The sequence below is a fragment of the Paenibacillus sp. CMM36 genome (assembly GCF_053570945.1).
This window is the reverse complement of record NZ_JBSEDY010000011.1, coordinates 76,905-93,622: the sequence shown is the minus strand read 5'-3', so window position 1 is coordinate 93,622 and position 16,718 is coordinate 76,905. Positions and strand designations below refer to the sequence as shown.

Sequence of the window (16,718 nt, the reverse complement as noted above, 5' to 3'; positions counted from 1 at the left end):
AATCGTTTACGTCCAATTTACTAAACGATTCTATGATTGTATCTCTGCTATCGCTTCAGTATGAGCTGTCTTGCGATCCACAATGTAGCTAACTACCATGAGTAGCAGACCGCCGACAGTAATTAGCGATGCAACCCATGGAATAGCGGCTAGCCCCATTTGATTAATAACAGCTCCCCCGATAAAAGCGCCGCCTGCGTTACCCAGATTCAATGCGGAATGGCTGGAGGTAGAGGCAAGCAAAGGAGCCTCATAGGCCAGATTCATGATGCGAACCTGAATACCCGGCATGATGCCGAACGCAGCAATGCCCCAGATAAAGACTGTAATAACCGCCAGTACCTTGTTTTGAAGCGTAAACGTCAGAATGGCCAAAATAATAGCCAGTACAGCATAGTTTGCGATCAGGGATGGCAGCAGTTTCCAATCCGCAAGCTTGCCGCCAACGATGTTGCCGATCGTTACCCCTAGGCCAAACAGGACGAGAATCCAGGTAATGCTATGCTCGGCAAAGCCACTAATATCCGTAAGCAAAGGCGTAATGTACGTAAAGACAGTGAACAGACTGCCACAACCGACTGCACCTGTGAGCAACATCAGCAGCACTTTTGGATTAAACAGGCTTCGGACTTCTTGTTTGAGACTGGAAGGCTTGTCCTGATGAATCACCGGAATATAACGAATGATACCAAACAGAGAAATCAAGCCGATGACCACAATGGCTCCAAAGGAAGCACGCCAGCCGAGTTGTTGTCCGATAAAGGTACCAAAGGGTACGCCTATAATGTTCGCCACGGTCAAACCGGTCAGCACCATAGAAATAGCACCCGCGCGTTTGTCAGGACGAACCAATCGGGCAGCGATCAGGGAACCGGCTCCCAAAAAGGTTCCGTGCGATAATGCAGTAGCCATACGGGCAGCAATCAGAAGTTCGTAATTGGGAGCAATGACGGAAAAAAGATTACCTAAAATGAATATGGTCATTAGTAGGCATAGCAGCTTTTTCTGCGGTACCTTATGAGTTAATACGGTAAGCACAGGTGCACCAATAGCCACACCAAGTGCGTAACTGGTAATTAACTGCCCGGCTTGCGGAATTGTAACATGAAGATCATGGGCTACATTGGGCAGTAGTCCCATAATGACGAATTCGGTCATGCCAATGGCGAAGGCACCAAGGGTCAACCATAGCAAGGAGGGAGGGAAGCGGTTTGCTGTCATATTTTCTTGAGTACTCATAAGTGTCTTGTATCCTCCTGAAAAAATAGTAATGCGAGTATATCACTACAGGCGATATCTGGCGACCCATTTTGCAAGAATTTTACATACTAAGTTGATAAGTTTTATGTAATTTACAAAAGCGACAGGTAGGAAGGAGCCAAGTGTGTTATTTTGGTAGTATGATATGAAGATCGTAAATAACGTTGTAAGGAACGATCCAAGGAGGATACAACGATGGCACCTAAAGTGGTATATAGTATTACAGATTTAATAGGAGATACACCTTGTGTAAGGCTCCAACGGCTCACAGGGCCGCAGGATGCGGAAGTGTATGTGAAGCTGGAGTATTTTAATCCAAGCGGCAGTGTTAAAGATCGAGCGGCGGGCAACCTGATTGCCGAGGCGGAAAAGGCAGGACATCTAAAGCCGGGAGGCACCATTATTGAGCCGACGAGTGGCAACACGGGAATTGGCCTTGCGATGAATGCGGCAGCCCGGGGTTACCGTGCGATTTTGGTGATGCCCTCGAATATGACGAAGGAACGGGTCAACATTTTAAAAGCCTACGGGGCTGAGGTCGTACTGACACCAGCAGAAGAACGGATGCCAGGAGCAATTCGCAAGGCACTTGAACTGGGGGCTGAAATTGATGGGAGCTTTATCCCGCATCAATTTGAAAATGAGGCAAACCCCGATATTCACCGTACGACCACAGCACTTGAAATTTTGGAACAGACGGAAGGGAAACTGGATGTGTTCGTCGCTTCTTCGGGAACGGGCGGTACCATTACGGGAACGGGTGAAGTGCTGCGTCAGCATTTGCCAGATCTGCGGATTGTTGTAGTTGAGCCGAAGGGCTCGCCAGTACTATCTGGGGGAAAACCCGGTCCACATAAGCTGGTTGGCACCAGTCCAGGCTTTGTTCCCACCGTGCTGAATACGGAAGTGTATGACGAAATCGTGCAGGTTTCGGATGAGGATGCGATTGCAATGACACGGGCGATTGCTGCCCAGGAAGGGATTCTGGTGGGCCTCTCTAGCGGAGCTACGATATGGACGGCGATTCAGGAAGCTCGGCGTTTGGGAGCAGGCAAACGGGTACTTTGCATTGCCCCGGATACCGGAGAGCGATATCTGAGCATGGGGATATTCGGATAAAAAGATGTGGATTGGGACCAAAGTGATTCGACTCATTTATATGTAGTATGATCCAGCCTCATTAAGCGAAGTAACAAAAGTGAATTGGCGATATGGCAATCAAGAATACACAAGTATAACAAGATGACTCCTGGAGCGCCTACTTCTTCACTAGCCTATTATAGCTCGACCTTGAAATATTATCTTTGAAAGAATAAAGGATGATGGGAGCGATATAGTAGATTCTTTTTCAATGGAGGAACATAGACATTGAATACATCCTTTTCATAATTCATAGGTTAATTTCACTCCTGACAATTAATAAGCCACAATCCATAAGGTTGTGGCTTATTAATTGTCGATTATAGCTTATATTCGTGAGAATTTTAAAAGTCTCACGGTTCATGCTCCGTTCTTCGATCTTATTTGTCTCTTCAGGATCCTCTTGAAAAACCCAAATAATCAGAGAAGGAAACACCGAGCCTATTATCCATTTCAGCAAGAGCTGCCTCAAACGGGTCAACTTATTAGTTGACTGCTTAAATGGTTGTGGAAAATAGTATAATGTACGCTGACATTTTTTGGCTTCTCTAATATTCGTGCAGCGATTATACCCAATTCAAGCTATTTATCAAAAATATGCAGCGGCTACGCAAGTGGGTTGATCGGTTGTCCACGTATCGATTGTGACCACTCGCACACCATCAGGCCACAACTCTTCCGAACGCACCTATAGAGGTTAAATGGACTGAACAGCAAACGATCGCTCGCTGCCTCGCTTTTCATATTTTTGGCGGCTAGTACGTTTCCACTAAAGACTTCGCGCAAGACGTACAATTTTTCATTGCCTTTTTCCGGCTGGACTCCACCCATAGACAAGAGAACGTCACCGTTTTGTTCCGTCGTTTCGGCCAGTATCGTACGAATATGGTCATCGAGATGCAGCAAAAAGAGCTTGATATCGCTCAACAGATTTTGGGTACTTGTTGGGATGCCTGTAGTGCGTCAGTCAGTTCCTTTACAGTCATGTCCTGTTTGAATCGCAGTTCGTCCACAAGAGCCAGCACATCGTAGCCATAGGACGAGCGCTTCATGCTAAGCATCTCTTCTTCAGCCGATTTATACGAGACACCTGTATAAGAACATATCGGATTCTTGCAAGCATACGCCATGCTCTAAGCGTCAATCGTTTCGCTCTGTGTCGGTATTTTTTTATGCCATGCCGCATGGGCAGCAAAATGACTGCAATTTAGGAGGTTTGGAATACCTTTCAGGAATAAAGTATAAAAAACGGGAGAATTAGATATATTCTTTATTCATCGACAGCAAGATATGACATACGGTCACTCACAATAAACGTGATTTAGGGGTACCACTGAAATCATGTTTATTATAATCTAATTCAGAGAGGAAGAGGAAAATGAAAGTAGATCAAATGTTTGACCTTGATTTAAGAAAGAGCTATGAGGCCAGTGAGCTTAGCCCACAAGCTTCAATCATCAAAACAACCATTAAGGTATCCAAAGCAGTATGTAAAACTCTTACCTGTATCTGTACCGGTTCTTGTTCCAATTGTAAATAATTCATAAGCGATTCGTAAGTCAGGGGTAGTGAAATAGGCTACCCCTACTTACATTATGGAGATTGCATGATAAAACCTAATATATACAATTGGCATGTAGCCCGGCTGACCGATCATTTTAGTTGTGGTGCAACTGTTGGTCAGCCGCTTACTATCCTGTTTATTGATACAGGCGTCGATAAATCCCACTCAGAGATCCAAGGTAATCTAGTTGAGGCAGAATGCAAGTCATTTGTACCTTATGAGCCTTGTCTAAGCGATTACGTCGGGCATGGTACACAAATGGTTAGCTCTGTTACCGGCAAATATATATTGAAGGGGATATGCCCTTTCGCTCGGGTTGTTGTCTACAAAATTACGGACAAAAAAGGAATAAGCAAGCTTGAATGGTTGTATAGAGCGCTGGAAGAGGGTATTGCTAAAGGATATCCAATTATCAACGTCAGCTATCGTACAGAATATGAGGTCGACTTATTCGAGTTCAATAGGTTTCAGGCTTTGGTTGACTGCGCCAATGCGCAAGGCATATGGGTAGTCTGTTCCGCAGGAAACGATGGACGCGATATTACGCAGGAGTACAGAGTACCTGCGAATTTAAAGGGAGTATACCCAATTGGATCAACTAATAAGAACGGGGATATCTCCGGGTTCAGCAATACGCTCAACGATCAATTTTTTGCGCCGAGTGGTGATGAGTATGAAATCAATTACAACAATGATTGGGTAATGGTTGCCAAATCGAGCTTCGACACAGAGGATTACTTATATGAAGTGCTGGGATTTGACAAAGCATACACAGTGGGTATCGGTACGAGTATTGCCAGCGCCTTATTCAGCGGAGTTGTTGCCTCTCTTAGCGGAGAGCTTATCGCGCAGGGGATGAATGCCGGACGCACAGAAATGGAGTGTCTGCTCCGTCAAGGCGCGAGACTGATTGATGTTCAGCGGAATTATTATGAAGTAAGCCTTGCCGGTTCAATTCGTGCTTTAAGACAGATGAGAGGTTGATTGCATGTTGGAGAACTTTGAAATCTCGGAAAATTACATGTACCGGAAAACGTTGCTTGGCATGGAGTATTATACGCAGATATTTGATCATGAACAACTAGATGATGATGAATACCTTGACAGACTTGTACGGTTCGTTCAGCAGCAGGGGTTGATAGATTCCATTTATGTCTCCAGCCCCTCGACCTACGCTGCACTGCAAAGCCTGGAACAAGGCAGAACATTGAAGTCCAAAAAAAAGCGGAATCTTATCCTAAGTCTAAGCAAGTTCATTTCGCGGGCAATTTGTAGACCAACACCGTTTGGACTGTTCGCGGGAGTAGGCATTTCCCGATTTGGAAAAACGGGAGGCGCCGGGGAACATGTCGTCTGGGCAACTCCGGATTATAGCCTAATTTACCGCTTAATAGGGCTTTTCCATGGGGATACGGATGTCCGCAATGAATTGAGACTGAGTGTAAATAACACCTCTTACATTGACCATCACAGGCTCGTCATCTCTTATCAGACTCTGTTTGCAGCAGATCAGGAGGAACGAAGCACTGAAAATATATCTATTCTCAAAACCCCGGTCATAGATTTCATCATGAAGATCCTTGATAAAGAGCAGCAGACTTTTCTGCAGCTTATGCAAGCTATAAAAGACGCCTTCGGCGTGGATGACACGATCAGCACAGATTTTTTGCAGCAATTGATAGAACAAGGCTTTTTGGTAAGTGAGATGATTCCCAATCCTCGGGATAGCGCTCCTCTGGCGCATCTGATACGTACACTAAAGCTGCTTGCTACTCCCAAGGCAGCATATTACTCAGATATTTTGGAGAGAGTTGGACAAGCCATTCAGGACATTACAGTTGCTGCGGTCAAACGCGAAGGCATTGAGGCTGTCCGAAAACTAGTCCAGCTTATCCTTCCCGATTATCAGGGCGACTTGGTCAAAATAGACGTAAGACTGAATCAGGTAAATGAAATTCTATTGTCGGACAGCGATAGGCAATCGTTGGCCCAAATAGCTTCAATATTGAGCATGCTTTCTACGTACAGGAAAGAGGATACACTTTCCGACTATCGTCAGCAATTTACTGAGAAGTACGGAGTATATGAAGAAGTGCCCTTATTGCAGTTGTTCAGTAAAACCTTGGGGCTCGGCAAACCTGAAGAGTACAAGAGCCACTACCAGAACGGAGATAAGTACAGGCACAAGGATGAAGGCAGGTTCCGACAGCTTAAGGCGCTAATTGCGGAGTGGCAGACCGAAGCGCTTGTCAATCATTCGGATATCGTGCTTGACGAGGTCAAAATCCAACAGCTGTCTGAATTGAGTCTGGAGAATGTCCATGTCTCGTTCGATTTGTATTATTCCTGCATGGAGAATGAGCAAGGTGAAGTTACGTTTTATTTAAACAACAGAGCCGGATCATTGGAAGCGTGTCAGAGCTTCGGAAGATTTGCCTACATGTTTGACAAGGATAGCCGTGATGAAATCTTCAATTTTGTCAGGAACCCGAAGGATCAGAAAGCAGGGGAGAGCGCCGCTGAAATCTCATTTTACCCATTCAGTCCCAAAATAACTAATATTATGACGGCAGGCCCGACACCAGACCAATCTATGGATATGGCCACGTTTCCCGAGAATCGGAAATTAGATGTTTCCCAGCTGCTGGTAGGGGTGGAGGATTCGGGATACTTTTATCTGAAGCACAGGGAAACAGGCGAACTGGTATTTCCCAAACTCAGCAGCATGTACAATACAGAGCTGGCGCCTTATCTGATCCGGTTTCTGAATGATATTAATCTGCAGTATCAGACCGGATGGTCCCATCTGGAGGAGTATCTCTATGATTCTTCTTTTACACCGAGAGTAACCTATAAAAATATCATCATCTGCCCCAAAAAATGGACATTATATGCGGATAAACAGCTCCAGAGCGAAGAACAGTTTCTGTCCTTTCTGGAGGATTGGATCATAAAGTATAACATTCCGCGATATGTATATTTGGTGGAGCTGGACAATAAGCTGTTGCTGGATTTGGATCGCCATCATCATCGAAAGCTTTTGCACAAAGAATATACCCGGAATCCGGAAGGCAAGGCGGCCGTTATTATGGAAACGGAGAAAGAATTGTTCGCTTCCGCTAACCGATATATGGAGGAGTGCGTATTTTTTTGCAAAAGCCCGATGTTTCAGTACTTGCCGATAGACAGATTGTCTGCACAGGCTACCGATAAAAGCTTAAATAAAGTGCTGAGTTCTTCGGTGAATGCCGTTTATTATCCAGGTTCGGATTGGATATCCCTGCAGGTATATTACAATCAGGAAATGCTAACCGATTTGCTGGGCAGTGCGTTTAAGACATTCATGGACAATAGCGCCGAGTACTTCATTGACCAGGTTTTTTTTTGTCCAGTATGCAGATAAGGAGCCGCATATCAGGCTAAGGTGCAAAATGTCGGGAAGCGTAGAGCATCAGCGTTTCACGGCCTTGAACTATGTTTTTGATTTCCTGAATACTGTAACCTCGTCCGGATTGGTTAGTTCCTATTCGGTTGTTCCTTACCGGCCTGAAATTTTGCGGTATGGCGGCGCAGCCTTCATTGAACAAGCGGAGAGGTTATTTGCTATCGATTCTTATCTAGTTTCAGGCTATTATGCAGGCAAGAGGTCAATTAATGCAACCGATCAGATGTTATTTTGCTGTACCGGACTTTTTGAGGTTGTGAACTGCGCGTATCCGCTGGCAGAAGATCAATTGAAGGCTATGGCTGCGATTATTGATCCAAAGAAATTCAGACAGGAGTATCGGGAACACAAAGAAGCGCTATTCCAAAGAATTCAACAGACCCGTTCCATATCCTTGCCAGCAAGCGATACAGGCGACAGGTTGCGGCAATACGCTGCATATTTCACGGCTATCCGGGAAGCTGACGACAGAACCAATTATTACGATGATATTATGTTCAGCATCATGCACATGTTCTGCAACAGAGTGTTCGGCCTGGACCGGGAAAAGGAAGAGCTTGCCCTACACCTGTGCTACTACAGTTTGGAAGATTATTTACAGGTAAGCAAATACCATGTTGCTTATTGAGGAGGAGCTTATGGCGGTCAAACAAGTCCCGGGAAATTTATCTGAAATAGTCAGGCAAAGCGCAGAAATTTACAAAGATATAGATACTGTAACCCTGCTAATCAAGAAGCACGCCATGCATGATTACCCTGAAATGGAGCTGATATCATTGGCTTCAGGATATCCCGGGATCAGCCTTCTTCTGGATAAACTAGATGAAGTCTACCCGGGGGAAGGGTGGGATGCGCTTGCTTTCAAGTACAATCAGGAGATTGTGCGCTTAATCGGCAATATACCGTTCCATTCATTGTCACTGTATACCGGATTGGCAGGTGTTATTTATCTGTTCAACGAGTGTTCAAGAGGTTCAACAAGATATACGAATGTGCTCTCACAGACGCTGGATATGTTTCTTAGCAGCTATGGGGAATTCTATGAGGAGACAAGGGGGAAATTGGAAGACTCCTTGATTGAGGATAGCGACTTGGATTTGATTTCAGGATGGACGGGGATTGCAGCTGCATTAATGGAGGTTAAGGAACGCCAAGACAGATACGCTGGGAAGCTGGATGCGGTGCTCCTTAAGATCCTTCAACTGATTACGGATGCTGTAGGCAAGCTGAGACATTTCGGGGAACTTCCCGAACAGACCATTTACTATAATCTTGGCATGGCGCACGGAATTACAGGAGCCATTAATTTGCTGGCTGTTGCACATCTCCGCCGCTACCCGTTAACAGGATTGAGAGAAGTACTGGAAGTTGCCAAGACTTTTCTACTCGGAAATATCAGAGAGTGGAACGGCACCCTTGTCATACCTAATATGTTCACACCGGATGAATCCGCAGAGACTAGTCGGAATCCAGGTTATCACAGAGATGCATGGTGTTACGGCACACCGGGAGCTTCTGTGGCTATGTTCCGGCTGGGATTGGCCCTGGAGGACAAAGCGCTGCAGCAGCAGGCTCTGCAATTGTTCAATACCGTCTACTCCAGACCAGATTCGCTAAGAAAGGTAATTTCACCGACGATCTGTCACGGCTATGCAGGCTTGCTCCTGATTCAGCACCATTTCAGCCGTACGGCAGCCATACCGTTCAAGAATGATTTTTTGCATCGTATGTTATCATACCGGAATACTCAAGAGGCAGTACCCTTTACAGACCTTGAGGGAAGCGTTGATGATCCGTTATCTCTCGATAAAGTAGGGCTGCTCGATGGATGTGCAGGTGTATTGCTGACACTGCTGACCTGTGATAATGAGAACTTGAGTACATGGAAGCAGATGCTGGTATTTAGCTAAAAGGAGGAGACGGTAATGTTCATTTTATTAAAAGAAATTATTACAGTCATGGTGGGACTGATTACCGATTTTCTCTCTTTTCAACTGGATGCATATTTTTATATTTGGTTTCTGGTCCTGTTTATTTCAAGCTTGGCAGCGACCCTGGTTCAACGAAGCGAAGGGACTATTACCTACAGCACAGCCGAATGTGTCGGAATAAATGTGCTAGTTGTCGTATTATACCTAGTAATCGGTACAATTTTGGCCAGATACTTTGCAAGTTTTGAGGATCAGCAGATTGTTGCTGGAGATAAGATTATGCTGTATAAAATTTCTTTTATGCTTACATCCGCTGTAATTATAGTGGATATTATACTAGATAGGTTGAAGAGAGGGCGGAAATTCTCCTACTCTTTGGAGTTTCTTGCCGGAAGCGCCGTGTGCTTCTTACTGTTCCAATTAAGCAACCAAACGGACTGGATAGGAACCAAGCTGTCGCTCTCCTATATTGTCATGGTAGCGATAGCCGCAGGTGTCTATACAATGGCAATGAAGTTTTTGCTAGAATACGAAAATCACAAAGAGAAATAGGTGATTAAGCCATAATGGAATTGAATATGGAGAGCACGGCATATAAAAAGATTGGTGAAGAAAAACAAACGGCCCATTCCTTGCTGGAGTTAATCAAAATTGCGAGATGGCCCAAGCTTGCGCTTGCTTGGAGCATCGTATTTACACTGATTTCCGCCGCTTTTTCATTAGTATTGCCGATCATTACAGGCAAGCTTGTCGATAAGATCTCAGCTATGGAGCTGACGATCCAGACCGCAGCTGTGCTTATTTCGCTGTTTCTGGCCGGAGGGATTTTAAACGCCGTGTCTTCTCTGCTCCTCAGATATGTGGGGAGCAAGTTTTTTCAGGAACTGCGACTGAAAATTTGGGAAAAAATTATCCATTTGCCGGTTAATTATTTTGATAACAACGAGAACGGCAAAATCATCAGCAGAATGACGAACGACCTTGCTATTGTAAGTAATTTTCTGGCTATCACTCTGCCTTCTATTCTGGCTGATGTCCTGATGGTCACTGGTTGCATCATCATGTTATTTGTGTTGGATTGGAGATTAATGAGTGTACTCGTTGCTCTGATTCCTATAACGGCGCTACTAATCTATCCCATTGGAAGAAGGATGAATAGAGTAGCGATTGAGGCACAGGATGCAGCCGCAGATTTTTCCGGTGAGTTATCCAAAATTCTCTATAACATCAGATTCATTAAAGCGACGACGTCGGAAAAGCTTGAAATGAAATATACTCGGGAGATACTTGGACGTATCTTTCGCTTGAACATCAAAGAGGGAATATTGTCAGCTGTCATTGAGCCGATTGTAACAATTATCATCATGCTAGCTTTGGTAGGAATGTTTTGGTATGGAAGCGCCGGCATTGCCGCTGGACATATCACTACAGGTACTTTGGTATCCATGATCTTTTATTTGTTTACAATGGTTTCGCCTCTGACCCAGCTCAGCAGTTTTTTCTCGCAGTATCAGAAGGCCAAGGGAGCAAGTAAGGAAATTTATACTATATATAACCAGCAGGATGAGAAGCAAGAAAAGTTAGGCAGTGTGCCGGACATGAAAAGTCATGATCAGAATTCGGATATCCTGCATTTTGCCAATGTTTCTTTCTCGTACAACCAGGGCCAACCGATATTATCCAACGTGGAGTTAACCTTCAGAGGCGGTACCACTACAGCGATCGTAGGGCCTTCCGGCTCGGGAAAAACAACAATATTTTCTTTAATAGAGAAATTTTACTCAGAATATAATGGAGAAATCTATTACAATAATGTATATTTGGATAAGATTAGGACGGAAGAATGGCGTCGCAAAATATCCTATGTTATGCAGGATAGTGACTTACTGGTAGGATCAGTGAGAGACAATCTGGTATATGGCCTAAACAGAGACGCGGATGACCATGAGATTTATGCGGCTCTTGATACAGTAGGCTTGAAGGAGGTAATTTATCAATTACCGGATGGTTTGGATACCTTTGTTGGAGAAAGGGGAGTCAAATTATCGGGGGGACAGAAGCAGCGAATCCAGATTGCCAGATGCTTGCTTTCAGACCATGAGATTCTGCTGTTTGATGAAGCTACCGCCAATCTGGATAGCGAGTCAGAGCAGCTTGTACATGATGTAATCAAGCTTCTCTCCAAGAATAAAATGACCATTGTTATCGCTCATCGTTTGTCAACCATCTACAAAGCGGACCAGATAATCTTTTTGGATAAAGGAGAAGTAACGGGGGTAGGCACGCATCACGAATTAATGAGTTGGCATGATAAATATCGTGATTATGTTCAATTCCAGCTTCCTACACAATTAAGTTAGGGAGGGGCGGTGGCGTTGTATCATCAATTGTCAACGTGGATCATTGATAAATACTTTCAAGACGAAGAATTGGAAGCGGAGAAGCGTGCTTATGTGCTTTATTATCTAGAGAACATACTGGCTGGCACAGAAAAAATACTTCTTGTATTGGTCAGTGCCTGTTTGCTCGGTGTATTAGCCGAAACGGCTGCGATGCTGCTTTCCTATACAGTGGTCCGGCGAAAGTCCTTTGGCTGGCATGCTCGCAAGTCGCATCATTGCACCTGGGTCAGTCTACTGACCTTTGTGTTTCTTCCCTGGCTCTTAAAGGAAGTAGAATGGAACCGCTTTTTTTTGGCGACGCTCTGTCTGCTTTCTATCATTCTGATTGCCAGATACGCTCCGGCCGATACGGAGTGCAATCCATTGGTAGATCCGAAGTTCAGAAGAGCATGCAGATTACAAGCTATCTTTTTAAGTATAGTGTTTGTTTTCGTGGCCATCGCACTAGATTTTTATCCTTGGTTAATATTCGGGCTGTTTCTTGAAGCAGTCGTCATCACACCAGTATTCTATTCCATAATGAGAAGGAGTTATGCTAATTATGAACAATATCAAGAATATTAAAGAACACAGAAACAACCATACCCAGAGACTCAAGGCTAAGCTACTGGAGCATATGAGTAAAAGAGGTGAAGGAGGAGGGATTTGTTTCGGGTTGTTCTATGAACCAGTCAACCCAAAAGTTTGGAAATTGAACAAAAAATGATTACATCCGGCATTTATTTTTTGCAATACACCAGCTATCTTGTAATATATCATATGGTCAGCGGCAATGGTCTAAGCGTTTTCCGTATGAATTATAAGCTGCTGCTGTTTTTAGTCATGTATTATTTTATCGGAATAACAGCTCTGAATAACTTCGGACTGATTGTTTACCTATTTCTATTTGTGCTACTGGCATTATACGGGTGGTTGACCGACAAATATGAATCCTTGTGGGTCATAGGCTTCTACGCCATCCTTACCATCTTTATTACGACACTGCTGGGTTATTTCATAACGGTAATCAGCTATGCGGTTCCTTATGAATATAAAAACAAATGGACGGCGCCCTTCCTAACCGCTTGTTCACCTCCGCTGATCTACTTGGCGCTCCGAAAGCTTGTGTCTTATTTGTTTCCTACTCCGGCGGTCAGGCTTTTGAAGCTATATCGGATTAAGCTTATCGTCGGAGCTTCTTTAATCTTAGTCTTGGGGATCATCGGACTCGGACTCATTATCTATTCGGAGTGTGAAAGCAACAATCCGTATCCAAGCAGATTAAAGATTGTGTTGATGCTGATCGGCTTGACCTCCATCTTCCTGATGACGATCAATTGGCTGTATCGCTTCCTGCGTGAACGTGAGCTAGAGAAGAACAAGACGGAACAATACCTGCAGCTGGAGGCTTATATTATGGAGATTGAAAAAATGTACGAAGACATCCGCGGCTTCAGACATGACTATACCAATATCCTGTTAATGCTGGACGAGGGGATCAGAACTGGGGATTTGTCGATGATCAAGCGGATATATGAGAGTTCTATCCAACCTACTGCTTCACAGTTGAACGGATATTCCTATAGTCTGGATAACCTGATTAATCTGGACGTGAGTGAGCTCAAGAGTATTATTACATCCAAGGTGCTGGTGGCAAAGAAGCGTGGAGTTGACGTAAAACTGGAAATTGATAGCGGTATCAGTGAAATGTATATGGATATTATAGACCTTTGCAGAGTAATCTCTTGTTTCCTGGACAATGCAATCGATGCGGCATTAGAGACCTGCAATCCGTCCATAAATATTGTACTGATCCATGAAGACGATATTCAGACGGTGACGATACGAAACTCTTATAATCATTCTGCACTTGACGGGATTAAGGTGAATGATCTCTACAAACGGAACTTTTCAACGAAAGCGGACAATCGGGGTCTTGGCTTGTACAATATAGCAAAGGTGCTGCGCAGCAACAAGTATGTAACTTTGGATACCAAAAAGGAACCGGATTTTTTCACGCAAACATTAATTATAAAGAGAGCGACATCATGAATATTTTTATCCTGGAAGATCAGTTTATCCAGCAGCGCATAATGGAAAAGATGGTCCGTAAAAGCTGCGAGGAACTTGGCATCTGCTGCAGCAATCTCATTGTCACCAGTAAGCCGGATCTCCTGCTTTTTGAATCTAAAGCTTGTGCGAATAACTTGTATTTCCTTGATATTGAAATCTCGGGTTGCCAGATGAAGGGACTGGAAGTTGCCCAAGAAATCAGAAAATATGATATGTATGGGCATATTGTCTTTGTAACTACCCACGGTCATCTGTCTCCGCTTACCTTCCAATACAAGGTAGCAGCTCTTGATTTCATTATCAAGGATGCTACTCAGGATGAAATGGAAAAAAAGGTAAGAGACGTTCTTGCTGTTGCCCATCAAAGAAAGCCTGTGTTGGATGTCGATGATTGGTTTATACTCGACAATAAATTTACGAAATTTCAAATTTCCTTCTCCAGCATTTATTACTTTGAAACAACCGGTGTTCCCCACAAAATCCGTCTGGTTTCCGAAAACAGAACTCTTGAGTTTTACGGCGATCTGAAAGATATTGAGGCTAAGGACCCCAGGTTGTTCCGGTGTCATCGGGCATTTATCGTAAACCTGATGAAGGTGGAATCTATAGATAAGAGCAAGAAGGAGATCATTTTTCAAACCAATCAGAATTCCGGAGAAGCAAGGCGCATTATTCCCGTTTCCCGCCAATTGTTGAAGCACCTCTTAGATAAGATGGGAGACCGGAGCCTCCTGAACAGACCTGTTTACGAATAGAATAGATATGGAGGGCATAGTCCTTCGGGAAGAAAAGGGGAGGAATATGGAACAAAGATTATCCGTTCAAGCAGAGGTGAAGGGCATTGATGCCACCAGTTTAAAATTAATTGCAGTATTAGCAATGCTAATTGATCATATTGGAGGGCTATTTTTTGCCGATTTTTTGGGCTTTCAGGTGGTAGGCAGAATTACATTGCCTATCATGGCTTTTTTTGTAGCCGAAGGATATATCCATACCAGAAGCTTCAAAAAATATACAATACGCCTTGCTCTAACCGGGCTAGCCAGTGTGGTGCCTTACGGATTGGTATTTAAAGATTGGTATACTTCGGGAAACATCATGCTAACGTTGTTGATGGGCCTACTGGCAATATGGTTCTATGACAACACGACCAATCCTGTACTTAAATACTTGGCGATTTCGGCTCTTTGCGTAGTCTCTTTTTTGGGAGACTGGAGTGTAATTGGAGTGTTACTGGTTCTAGCTTTCTATGTCGCTCGCAAACAACAGAAGATTTACAACGGATGGATTATTGCAATAATTGCGCTTATGTTCATTTTCGGAGTCATCATTATATGGGCTGTTCCCGATTCGCTCAGCATCATGGGCATCAACGCCAGCACAATGAACGAATATCTTTATCCGTTTGCGATCGGCGGGGCCTGTATTTTTGCACTCCCTCTGCTATCCCGATATAATGGAGAGAGGGGAAAAGGCCCACGAACCTTTTTCTATTTGTTTTATCCGCTGCATTTGCTCGCGCTTTATCTGCTGAAGTTGGCTATTGATTATTACATATAAGAAGGGCTGTCTAATAAGTAACTAAAATAAAAAAATTGGACGGGAAACGACATGTTTTCCGTCTATTTTTTTATATAGTGCGATCGGTATGAATGATAACTTGGCGGTGAAAGTCCGCCAATATACGCAAAAATACCTTGCTTGGCCTCGTCCCGGATTTCATAACGATTAAGGTGAATCAGTTCTTTCTTCAGTATGCTGTGGAAGGACTGAACTCAATACAAGCATTGTCGAACACGACCGTAAGTAAGTGGTAAAATAGGTGTGTGATAGCGGTCCCACGGACTCTTCATATGTGGATGAAGCAGGGAATATTTTGAAGGTTGAAGGAGGAGCAGCATGAAGATTATGCCTTTACAGAAACGTGGAATCTCCGATAGTCGGCTGGCGCTTGGTTGTATGCCTTTTGGTGGAGAATGGAGCCATGCACCGTTTACGCAGGAGCATGTCGTTGAAGCGGAGAGAGCTGTAGAAGCTGCACGATCCATTGGGATTACGATGTTCGATCATGCGGATATTTATCGTATGGGGAAAGCGGAAGAGATTTTCGGTCAGATTTTAAAGGGACAGCCGGGCTTGCGTGAGCAAATCGTAATTCAGTCCAAATGTGGTATTTTTCTGCCAGATGGTACGCTCCCGGGCCGTTTTGATTTCTCATATGCTCATATTATGGAGTCCGTGGATGGGATCCTGAAGCGTCTGGGTACGGAATATTTGGACATCTTGCTGCTGCATCGCCCCGATCCGCTGGTAGAGCCGGAAGAAGTAGCGAAAGCGTTCAGTGAGCTCAAGGCATCCGGCAAAGTAAGGCATTTTGGCGTCTCTAATATGAATGTAAGCCAAATTCGTTTTCTGGAGCGGAGCCTGACGGAGCCGCTGATCGCTAATCAACTGGAGATGAGCCTGGCACATCTGCATTTTGTAGATCAGACCGTACATGTGAACCAGCAGGCGGGGACGAATGTACATTTTGGTGAAGGGTTGCTAGAATATTGCCAAACCGAGGATATTCAGCTCCAAGCCTGGGGACCGCTGGCGCAGGGACGTTTTAGCGGAGGTTCTTTGGAAGGGGCGCCTGAGCATGTCGTTAAGACGGCAGAGCTGGTGCAGAAGCTGGCTTCTGAAAAGGAAACGACACGTGAAGCGATCGTCCTTGGCTGGCTTATGAAGCATCCAGCACGGATTCAGCCTGTCATTGGCAGCGCCAATCCTGAACGAATCAAAGCATGTCAGGATGCGGAACGCCAGAGCGAGCTGATGACCCGTGAGGAATGGTATGAATTGTACGTCAGTGCGCGCGGACAAGCCTTGCCATAACTCGTTTAAAAGCCCTTTCCCTCGTCTCATTAACAGACGGAGGGAGG

The 16,718-nt window shown here is 44.4% G+C and carries 16 protein-coding genes; 13 read left to right on the top strand and 3 right to left on the bottom strand.

Annotation, left to right across the window (positions count from 1 at the left end; all coding sequences use genetic code 11):
- Positions 1-30 precede the first annotated feature (30 nt).
- The gene (locus tag ACWA2B_RS20040; RefSeq protein WP_209949990.1) at positions 31-1,239 is read right to left on the bottom strand and encodes an MFS transporter; all 1,209 of its coding nucleotides are present in this window, start codon (positions 1,237-1,239) and stop codon (positions 31-33) included.
- Between the two features lie 216 nt (positions 1,240-1,455).
- Between ACWA2B_RS20040 and cysK the strand changes: the two genes are divergently transcribed.
- Positions 1,456-2,379 carry a cysteine synthase A gene (cysK, locus tag ACWA2B_RS20035; protein WP_209949991.1) on the top strand — a complete coding sequence of 308 codons (924 nt, stop codon included), beginning with the start codon at positions 1,456-1,458 and terminating at the stop codon, positions 2,377-2,379.
- Between the two features lie 627 nt (positions 2,380-3,006).
- Here the strand turns inward: cysK and ACWA2B_RS20030 are convergent.
- Both ACWA2B_RS20030 and ACWA2B_RS20025 read right to left on the bottom strand, forming a co-directional pair.
- The gene (locus ACWA2B_RS20030; RefSeq protein WP_029517607.1) at positions 3,007-3,327 is read right to left on the bottom strand and encodes a hypothetical protein; all 321 of its coding nucleotides are present in this window, start codon (positions 3,325-3,327) and stop codon (positions 3,007-3,009) included.
- Entirely contained in the window at positions 3,324-3,530 is a 207-nt protein-coding gene (locus ACWA2B_RS20025) for a hypothetical protein (RefSeq protein WP_141695547.1), read from the bottom strand. The genes ACWA2B_RS20030 and ACWA2B_RS20025 overlap by 4 nt, the downstream gene beginning before the upstream one ends.
- A gap of 248 nt (positions 3,531-3,778) precedes the next feature.
- On the opposite strand from ACWA2B_RS20025, the gene ACWA2B_RS20020 reads away from it, so the two are divergent.
- From ACWA2B_RS20020 to ACWA2B_RS19965, 12 genes are all read left to right on the top strand, one after another.
- Positions 3,779-3,940 (top strand): epilancin family lantibiotic, encoded by a 162-nt coding sequence (locus ACWA2B_RS20020; protein ID WP_080561132.1) that lies wholly within the window; start codon positions 3,779-3,781, stop codon positions 3,938-3,940.
- A 66-nt stretch (positions 3,941-4,006) separates the two neighbouring features.
- The gene (locus ACWA2B_RS20015) at positions 4,007-4,948 is read left to right on the top strand and encodes a S8 family serine peptidase (protein WP_209018268.1); all 942 of its coding nucleotides are present in this window, start codon (positions 4,007-4,009) and stop codon (positions 4,946-4,948) included.
- A gap of 4 nt (positions 4,949-4,952) precedes the next feature.
- Entirely contained in the window at positions 4,953-7,367 is a 2,415-nt protein-coding gene (locus ACWA2B_RS20010) for a lantibiotic dehydratase family protein (protein ID WP_449292560.1), read from the top strand.
- Positions 7,291-8,037, top strand: coding sequence for a thiopeptide-type bacteriocin biosynthesis protein (locus ACWA2B_RS20005; RefSeq protein WP_449292559.1), 747 nt, complete (start codon positions 7,291-7,293; stop codon positions 8,035-8,037). The genes ACWA2B_RS20010 and ACWA2B_RS20005 overlap by 77 nt, the downstream gene beginning before the upstream one ends.
- A 10-nt stretch (positions 8,038-8,047) precedes the next feature.
- Positions 8,048-9,319, top strand: a complete 1,272-nt coding sequence (locus ACWA2B_RS20000) for a lanthionine synthetase C family protein (RefSeq protein WP_107735013.1) — start codon at positions 8,048-8,050, stop codon at positions 9,317-9,319.
- Between the two features lie 15 nt (positions 9,320-9,334).
- A complete protein-coding gene (locus ACWA2B_RS19995) occupies positions 9,335-9,892 on the top strand; it encodes a DUF5823 family protein (protein ID WP_016819877.1) in 558 nt (185 codons plus the stop codon).
- A gap of 14 nt (positions 9,893-9,906) precedes the next feature.
- Entirely contained in the window at positions 9,907-11,700 is a 1,794-nt protein-coding gene (locus tag ACWA2B_RS19990; RefSeq protein WP_449292558.1) for an ABC transporter ATP-binding protein, read from the top strand.
- Positions 11,701-11,715: 15 nt separating this feature from the next.
- Complete coding sequence (locus ACWA2B_RS19985; RefSeq protein ID WP_449292557.1) at positions 11,716-12,306, top strand: accessory gene regulator AgrB; 591 nt, start codon at positions 11,716-11,718, stop codon at positions 12,304-12,306.
- Between the two features lie 120 nt (positions 12,307-12,426).
- Positions 12,427-13,773 (top strand): sensor histidine kinase, encoded by a 1,347-nt coding sequence (locus ACWA2B_RS19980; RefSeq protein ID WP_245231541.1) that lies wholly within the window; start codon positions 12,427-12,429, stop codon positions 13,771-13,773.
- Entirely contained in the window at positions 13,770-14,549 is a 780-nt protein-coding gene (locus tag ACWA2B_RS19975; protein ID WP_029517599.1) for a LytR/AlgR family response regulator transcription factor, read from the top strand. The genes ACWA2B_RS19980 and ACWA2B_RS19975 overlap by 4 nt, the downstream gene beginning before the upstream one ends.
- 46 nt (positions 14,550-14,595) lie before the next feature.
- Complete coding sequence (locus tag ACWA2B_RS19970; RefSeq protein ID WP_029517598.1) at positions 14,596-15,354, top strand: TraX family protein; 759 nt, start codon at positions 14,596-14,598, stop codon at positions 15,352-15,354.
- A 339-nt stretch (positions 15,355-15,693) separates the two neighbouring features.
- The gene (locus ACWA2B_RS19965; RefSeq protein ID WP_039272461.1) at positions 15,694-16,671 is read left to right on the top strand and encodes an aldo/keto reductase; all 978 of its coding nucleotides are present in this window, start codon (positions 15,694-15,696) and stop codon (positions 16,669-16,671) included.
- Positions 16,672-16,718: the final 47 nt, after the last annotated feature.

Excerpts from the sequence above, each read along its gene's own strand:
- ACWA2B_RS20040 (WP_209949990.1), bottom strand. The coding sequence starts at position 1,239 with ATGAGTACTCAAGAAAATATGACAGCAAACCGCTTCCCTCCCTCCTTG.
- cysK (WP_209949991.1), top strand. The coding sequence starts at position 1,456 with ATGGCACCTAAAGTGGTATATAGTATTACAGATTTAATAGGAGATACA.
- ACWA2B_RS20025 (WP_141695547.1), bottom strand. The coding sequence starts at position 3,530 with ATGGCGTATGCTTGCAAGAATCCGATATGTTCTTATACAGGTGTCTCG.
- ACWA2B_RS20020 (WP_080561132.1), top strand. The coding sequence starts at position 3,779 with ATGAAAGTAGATCAAATGTTTGACCTTGATTTAAGAAAGAGCTATGAG.
- ACWA2B_RS20015 (WP_209018268.1), top strand. The coding sequence starts at position 4,007 with ATGATAAAACCTAATATATACAATTGGCATGTAGCCCGGCTGACCGAT.
- ACWA2B_RS20010 (WP_449292560.1), top strand. The coding sequence starts at position 4,953 with ATGTTGGAGAACTTTGAAATCTCGGAAAATTACATGTACCGGAAAACG.
- ACWA2B_RS20000 (WP_107735013.1), top strand. The coding sequence starts at position 8,048 with ATGGCGGTCAAACAAGTCCCGGGAAATTTATCTGAAATAGTCAGGCAA.
- ACWA2B_RS19995 (WP_016819877.1), top strand. The coding sequence starts at position 9,335 with ATGTTCATTTTATTAAAAGAAATTATTACAGTCATGGTGGGACTGATT.
- ACWA2B_RS19990 (WP_449292558.1), top strand. The coding sequence starts at position 9,907 with ATGGAATTGAATATGGAGAGCACGGCATATAAAAAGATTGGTGAAGAA.
- ACWA2B_RS19975 (WP_029517599.1), top strand. The coding sequence starts at position 13,770 with ATGAATATTTTTATCCTGGAAGATCAGTTTATCCAGCAGCGCATAATG.
- ACWA2B_RS19970 (WP_029517598.1), top strand. The coding sequence starts at position 14,596 with ATGGAACAAAGATTATCCGTTCAAGCAGAGGTGAAGGGCATTGATGCC.
- ACWA2B_RS19965 (WP_039272461.1), top strand. The coding sequence starts at position 15,694 with ATGAAGATTATGCCTTTACAGAAACGTGGAATCTCCGATAGTCGGCTG.